This window comes from Candidatus Jordarchaeum sp., from assembly GCF_052745115.1.
On sequence record NZ_JBRAKS010000201.1, the window covers coordinates 1 to 7,271 of the forward strand.

At 43.9% G+C, this 7,271-nt stretch carries 5 protein-coding genes; all 5 read right to left on the minus strand.

Translation table 11 applies throughout. From position 1 onward, the window contains the following. Nucleotides 1-305: 305 nt before the first annotated feature. Complete coding sequence (locus ACUVXA_RS13530; protein WP_445871806.1) at nt 306-1,967, minus strand: FAD-dependent oxidoreductase; 1,662 nt, start codon at nt 1,965-1,967, stop codon at nt 306-308. 86 nt (nt 1,968-2,053) lie between these two features. Further along, the gene (locus ACUVXA_RS13535; protein ID WP_445871807.1) at nt 2,054-3,391 is read right to left on the minus strand and encodes an MmgE/PrpD family protein; all 1,338 of its coding nucleotides are present in this window, start codon (nt 3,389-3,391) and stop codon (nt 2,054-2,056) included. A 260-nt stretch (nt 3,392-3,651) separates the two neighbouring features. Further along, nucleotides 3,652-4,215, minus strand: coding sequence for an SCP2 sterol-binding domain-containing protein (locus ACUVXA_RS13540; RefSeq protein WP_445871808.1), 564 nt, complete (start codon nt 4,213-4,215; stop codon nt 3,652-3,654). Between the two features lie 322 nt (nt 4,216-4,537). Beyond that, a complete protein-coding gene (locus ACUVXA_RS13545) occupies nt 4,538-6,160 on the minus strand; it encodes a B12-binding domain-containing radical SAM protein (protein ID WP_445871809.1) in 1,623 nt (540 codons plus the stop codon). A 105-nt stretch (nt 6,161-6,265) separates the two neighbouring features. Then, nucleotides 6,266-7,271, minus strand: a 1,006-nt coding sequence (locus tag ACUVXA_RS13550) for an SPASM domain-containing protein (RefSeq protein ID WP_445871810.1), incomplete at its 5' end; no start/stop codon positions are given.

Consider the following 7,271-nt stretch of genomic DNA (forward strand, 5'->3'; position numbering starts at 1 on the left):
ATACAACCCTTGCAAAAACCGTTCTCCAGCTACGGAGATTGAAAGTTTTTTATTTCAACATTTCTTATAGAGCAGCCGCTTAGCCTCGCTTTCAGGTATTCGCCTTCGACCGCCGACCGTTATCACCACTCGGAACATGTTATATTGCCCCATTTCTGGATAGTTCGCGTCGTTGCGCCAGGGTTGTTTTGCTTCTTTGAAGGTGTGTAATAGCTCCACAGGCATCCAGCTGTGGTTCAGCATAATTCTAATTAAACGCCTCTATTTTAGAACATTAGGCGAAATGGGCCGAAGAATAACTAAGATTAAATTGTTTGAAGAGGTAGGATCTTCAGCTTCATCTCTACGGTTTCTAAATGAATTATAATGTTCTTTAACCACATTTCATCATCCTGTTGCGGGTAGTCCTCCCTGTAGTGTGCTCCCCGGCTCTCCGTCCTCATAAGAGCTGCCCTAGCCACCATTTCCCCAACATCCACGAAGTTTATAACTTCCAGTGCTTTACCAAGATTTTCCACAGATTTTACCTTTCCTGTGCACAGTTGTGGCAATTTTTCTTCTCTAATTCTCAAAAGTTCATTAATCGCCTTCTGGAGTTCTTCGGCGTTTCTGATAACCCCAATGTACTTCTCCATTATTCCCTGAACTTCTGTTCTTATCTCTAATGCATCCACCCCTGTGTCGCGCAGATATATTTCTAGAATCCGGTTTCTTTCTTCTTCAATCTGTGTCTTATTGGCTTCGGGCATGGACACCGATAATGCTTTTTCTGCCGCAAATCTTCCGGCTCTTGCTCCAAAAACCTGAGTTTCGGTGAGAGCATTTCCACCAATTCTGTTCGCACCATGAATTCCACCCTCAACCTCTCCAGCCGCAAAAAGACCAGAAATATTTGTCTCACACTTTTCGTTGATTCTGACACCACCCATAAAATGGTGAACTCCAGGAGCCCACTCCACAGGCTGCCAAGATGGGTCAATACCCTCAGCCTTACAAGCCTCCCTAAACTTTGAAAAAAGGGGCCACATCTCTTCCGGTAAACCCGAGAGATCATTGTAAACTCCACCGTGAACTGTCCCTCTGCCCTCTCTTATCTCTATTTGGGCTCGAATGGCAATTAGGTCACGGGTTACTTCCTCTGCGTGCACCGGGTCATATTTCTTCATATACCTCTCCCCAAGGGCATTGTAGAACCTACCGCCTCTCCCAGGCATTCCATCCGCAGGTGGAGGCTGCCCCCTCAGTCCAGGTGGATGGACGATGCAGGCTCTAAACTGGATAAACTCCATATCCGTTAGCTCAGCTCCCGCCCGGTAAGCCAATGCGTATCCATCTCCGGTAACATCCGGAGGGTTGGTCGTTAAACCATAAAGCTGCCCGGCTCCCCCTGTAGCCAGCACAATTGTTTTCGCATTAAAAACCAAAAATTCTCCAGTTGAGACATTTATCCCTGTGGCTCCTACGATTTTTCCCTTATCCGTCAGGAGTCTTGTTATCATAATTCCTTCAAGGATTTTAATTCCCCGACGCTTAACCTCATTAACCAAACCGCTAATCCATGCTGAGCCATAAAGTTCGGTAACCGGGAGAAGACGATTGCGCGATGTTCCCGCACCACCCACAACTAAAAACTTTCCCTCCTGCTTCATAAACGGAGTTCCAAACCTATCCAGGTCCAAAGCCCTATCCCTAGCCTCACTAGTGAATATTCTAACCAGTCTCTGGTCGTTTACTCTCGCACCTCCTTCTATAACATCCTCAAAATAGATATCTGCACTGTCACCAGGATCGATGGGTGCCTGCATTATTCCCCCAGCATTGGGAGTACATCCCGAGGGAAAACCGCCCTTCGCAACAATCATCACGCTGACTCCTCTTTCATGAGCCTCTATAGCCGCCCTGGTGCCTGCTCCACCCGCACCGATAACCAGAACATCTGCTGCAAATTCTCTGTGTGTAAATTCCATTTCAATCGCCAAAACTTATTTTTTGTTTATTATTCTTATAAATTTATATTCTCAAGAAATAGTTACGATTCTTGTTACAGGTTTTTTTAGTACATGAGCCGCATCAGTCTTTTTACGCTATCCAGTTTTTCTAGTTCCAGAATGAGGTTCATCGACTCTTTAACCTTCTCTTGGGGTAGGACGCAGCCTGCACACATTCCGTATTTATTCTTAAGTTCTTCTAATCCCGCGGTGGGCATTCCATCCTTTATGAATTCCTTGCCATCCCTGGTCCTAATCTTTACTCTTGATATCGCCGCCCCCAGTCCATAAGGGACAAGCTTGTCCACTTCTGGATCAACTTCAAATTTCGTCTTCTTCATAAATTCAATCACCTTCGGATCTCTAACCTTTTCATCTGTGAAGTCTTCAAACTTCACACCACCTTCGAGCAGAGCATCCGCCATGAAAAACTGCATGCTAAACTTTCCTTCAAGACCAGTCTTAGGCTCATGATAAATCAGATTGTCATAGATTGCCTGAGTCGCTCCAACCTCAACACTTGCCACATTGTTGGTATCTATTTTGTTATCCCTCATAACTGAGAGAAGAGCATTGATGGCCGCGTGCCCATAGTGACAACACGGATATAACTTATAGTATATCCCCGGTGCTACCATTTCCCAAGGGTCCCCGAGCTTTTCTATTGCCTCCGTATTATATTCTCTAGTTGTGACTTTGAGGTATCCAAACTCTTCTTCTAGAGCATTTTTGTTTGATGTGAATCCTTTTTTTGCCAGCATGGCTGCCACGACACCATTCTCAGCTGCGCGCCCCGCGTGGAAGGGTTTGGTCATTGTTCCAAAGTTTGCCCTAATGCCGGCGGATTCAGAGGCTGCTATACCAAACGCGTACATCATCTGCTCCGAATCAAGATCGAGCAATTTTCCAGCTGCAGCTGTGGCTCCAAAGGTACCAAGAGTTGAGGTGCAATGCCAGCCCTTAGCCATGTGAATCGGATTCACAACCAAACCCAATTTACATTCAATCTCCACACCAATAGAATAAGCCGTAAGTAACTCTTTTCCAGATGCTTCTAATAACTCCGCAACTGCCAGGACAGCCGGAGCAACAGGTACTGATGGATGGCCCAAAAGCGAGGGGCTACTATCATCAAAATCCAGAGCATGCCCCAAAACGCCATTCGCAAAAGCTGCATCCGGACAAGAAGTCTTTAATCCCAAACCAACCACTGTTGAGGGACCAACACATCCCACTTCCTCTAAGTACGATTTAATAATATCCCCAATAGGGTCAACTGACCCCACAAGAGTAACACCAAAATAGTCAAGAAGACTCTGCTTCGCAACCCTTAGTGCATCCGCAGGTAAATCCCTATACTCTGCTCTGTTCACAAATTCAGACATTTTCTCCTGCAGAGACAACAAAAACTCCCTCCAATATTCCTGAGATTATTAAAATAAAATCTGGAAACATCACTACTAAAAAGATTTTGGTAAACGCTGTTAGCTTCCCTAAATCAACTCATAAAAAGAAAAACATCTATGAGTTAATGCTTCCCACTCCCCGAACAAAAACAAGTTATAATAAAAGAGAAAATTTTTCTATGGATAAATTATTCTTTTATCATTTCTTCTTTCCCTTATTTTCGAAAAGTGTAAAATACCGAAAATTTTGTGAGAGACTATTGTCCTTTAAGTGTTTCAGCGATTTTCTTGGTTACTGGAGCCAGCCTCATTCCCGTCGCTAGATTACCCTCCAACTTGTATAGACCTTGCATAAAGCCGCTTGTGGAATCGATGGTTCCGGTGGTGAGCTTTATCAGAACGTCTGAAGGGCCTGTGACTTTAAGGTCTTGTGTTTCGGATAGACCTGGCCCACCTGTGATTTTCCCGTCTTTTAGTTCGTAGTGTCCTTTCATGGGACTGTCTGTAGCTTCGTAGTTAATCTTGATATTTCCTGCAGCCTCTACTACTTTTTTCAATTCTGCTTTCTTTTCAACCAGTGCGCTTATTACTGCCCACAGAAGCTCTGTGAACGCTTCTGATGCTTCGGGTGCCTCGATTGCGTTTTTCTTAGCGTCGCTCTCCTCCAGCCTTTTGGTTAACTTCTGTGGTAGGTCCGGCATTGCATCAATGAGCTCCCCGACTTTTCCTCTTATTTTCGCCATAAGGGAAGGCATTTTTTCCTTAAATTCCTCATCCGACCACTCCATACTTTGTTCCACTGCACTCTTCAACTCCTCCATCTCTAAACCTCCAAAGCTTTTAGTGAACGTTTTTTTAAGAACCAGATATTTAAACATTATTCCAGCAGCGAAGGGCACGATGTAATAGTTATTTTTTGCATGGGGGTATGTGTTTTTGTTTGTTGACTGCTTGTAAAGGAGGAGTTATTAAGCCTTCTTTTCCAAATCCAAACCCTATTATGGGAGTTAGGCAGGACGTTTTCACATACCCAAAATCAAAAATACATATCTACTACTTTATGCCGCAGCGAAGAACCCTTGTTCTAATTCTGAGAATTTGAGGATGGTTAAATATACAAATTTTTCAAAATTTTTTCCAAAATTAGATTGTGGATGTTTGTTTGTTTTGTGTGCGAGTAACCTTTTTTAGGATGCGGTCATAAAATTTTGTGAATCTTAGAAATCCTTTGCGAATTTTTCCCTCATTATAGTCGTTGATGAATTTTTGGACATTGTTATTATAATCGTATCGACATAGGTGGATTATCTGTCTTGCAAAAAGAGAAGCAAATCCTGTGATTAAGGATAAAATTTTTCTTCTTGTTAACCTTTTTATTCTACGATATTCATTGACAAGCTCTGGTAGCCATTTGAAATTGTGTTCCCAGCATTCAAGAAGAAGTTCTGCGTGTGCGGTGTTCATGTCATTAACTGTAAAAGATTTTTTCTCGCCGAGTGTACCCATGGCTACGAAGAATAGGGGAACAATTAGGCTCTTAAAATTTCTCAACTCTCTTATGAGGTGAATAGTGTCCCCTATGTCTTTATCTGTTTCATCGGGCAGTCCCAGAATCAGCGTGGAAACTGGGATCCAGTGATTTTCACTCAATACTTCAAAGGCTTGAACCACAACATCTGGCCACTCCTTATAGCTGAAGGGCTTACATTTTCCATACATGTGCTGTTTGGCCATCTTAGGGCTCCCGGTTTCTATTCCCGTCTGTCCACTTAACCAGTTTTTAGCATTGAGTTCGAGAATTTCCGATAGCTCCTCAACTAGTTGTGGTGCAGCTGCAACAGAGCTTAATGCGAAGTGACTTATTTCTACCGACTTTACTCCCGGCTGATTCTTAACCGCCTCGAAAAGACTCGTAACCGCTTCCCTATTTATGCTCAAACCTTTAGCCTTATATCTCAACACATCCTCCGCGTGAAGCAGGATATCAGGGCTTCCAAACCTCAGGTTTACTCTCACTTCTTTGAGAATGTAGTCAACAGGAGGGCATCTGAAAATCTTCAGAGTAGGTGTGCAGAATTTGCATCCCCTTCCACATCCCCGTGCAATTTCCACCAGTCCACAAACACTAGGTCTTCGTATAAGAGGTATATCATCCAATGATACCGGGTCCGAATAAATAACTCCCGGGACATTTTCTCCCCTAATCGCTTTTTCAAAGAGAGGAGGAACAACGATGTCGCCCTCCCCAATAACTACACAACTTATACCCAGTACTCTTCTTATTTCCTGATCCTCAAGCTGCCAAGCACCCGGACCTCCAACAAAGATTTTTGGTTTGAACTTACTTAAACGGATTTGCAGTAGAGTCCGGAGAAACTCCCAAGCCATAAGAGGCAATCCTCCGAACAAGCCTCGAAAAGTCGTGGTTGCAGGCCCAATTCCTAGAGGATCAGTCTCGGTTATGCCAACAACCTTCGTATCGGGACCAATAATCCGGGATAGGTGCTCAGGACTAGTAACAATTACCTCTTTCTCGTCAAACCCATATTCGAGGAGAGCAGCTTCAATCTTTCTGGTTCCATAAGGAGCCAAAATCGCTGCGCCTTCCCTGCTCACCCCCACAGGAGGACTGAAAATTTTATAGTAAAGAGAAGAGGGTATAAAGCCCGCTGGGACACATGAACTAAAACCGAGAAACATGCCACCTAGGTAATTACTCATTAAAGTTCTGTCAGCAGTTAAAACAATGGGAACTCCATCATACAAGAAAACCACCGCCAAAAACTTTTACACGGAACCCTTCATATCACTATTTGTAAAGTGCCTTTTAATACAAGTTTCGGAGCCACGATAAGTGAGGAACCCCCACCTTCAAACTTCTATTGAGTGCGGTTCTGACAACTTTCTATCCTTTTTTAGCTTTTCCCATAAATCCAAATTATTTATGCATCCGGGATCAGGTGCCAGATAGTCTCCAAAATATCCGTATGCTCTCGCTCTGCATCCTCCGCAAACATACCGGTATTCGCACTGTCCACATTGACCTTTCAGCTTATCCCGATTCCTTAGTTCCTTAAACACCGGGTTGCCCCATACCTCTTGGAAGTTGTCATTCCTGATATTTCCAACAGTGACAGGGAAGAAGACACAGGGGATTATTGTTCCGTCCGGATCCAGAGCACAGTAGACCCTGCCTGCTCCGCAGCCTCCGATAAAATCGCTCAACTCAACCAGCTGCTCGTAGAGACGCATATTATAGAAGTGTGTGGGTACAATTATCAAGTTGTCTTCTGCCTTTTCCTTAGCTTCCTTCTCCATCTGGAGTGAAACTCTTGCAAACTGGGGAGCTGTAGAAAGAACCTCCACTTTATTATTGGTTTTAAGCCTCTGATACAAATGTCTTAGGATTTCCTCCCTTTCTTTTGGTTCGAGGTCGTTTTCTGCAATGAACCTTCCGCGACCGCTAGGAACGAAATTGTATAGCATCCACCAGAGAACTTTCAGCTGTCCGCAGAGCTCTATTATTTCTGGTATTTCATTCTTGGAGTACTTGGTTCCGGTGGTTGAAATCTCCACAAAGATTTCTTCATCCACACAGTTCTTGATTCCCTTAATGGTTTTCTCGAAGGCTCCTGATACGCCGCGGAAACCATCATGAGTTTCGGGCTTTGCTCCGTCCAAACTGATCTGAACATAGCCTGCTCCGCTGTCTTTGATTCTTTTTGCCACCTCTCTTGTTATGAGGGTGCCGTTTGTTGCGATGGCGGTGTACATGCCGTGATCATGGGTGGCTCTTAAGGTGACAAAAAAGTCTCTCCTCATTAGGGGTTCACAACAGTAGAAAGATTTAATGATAAATAATACCATTCTTGGACTT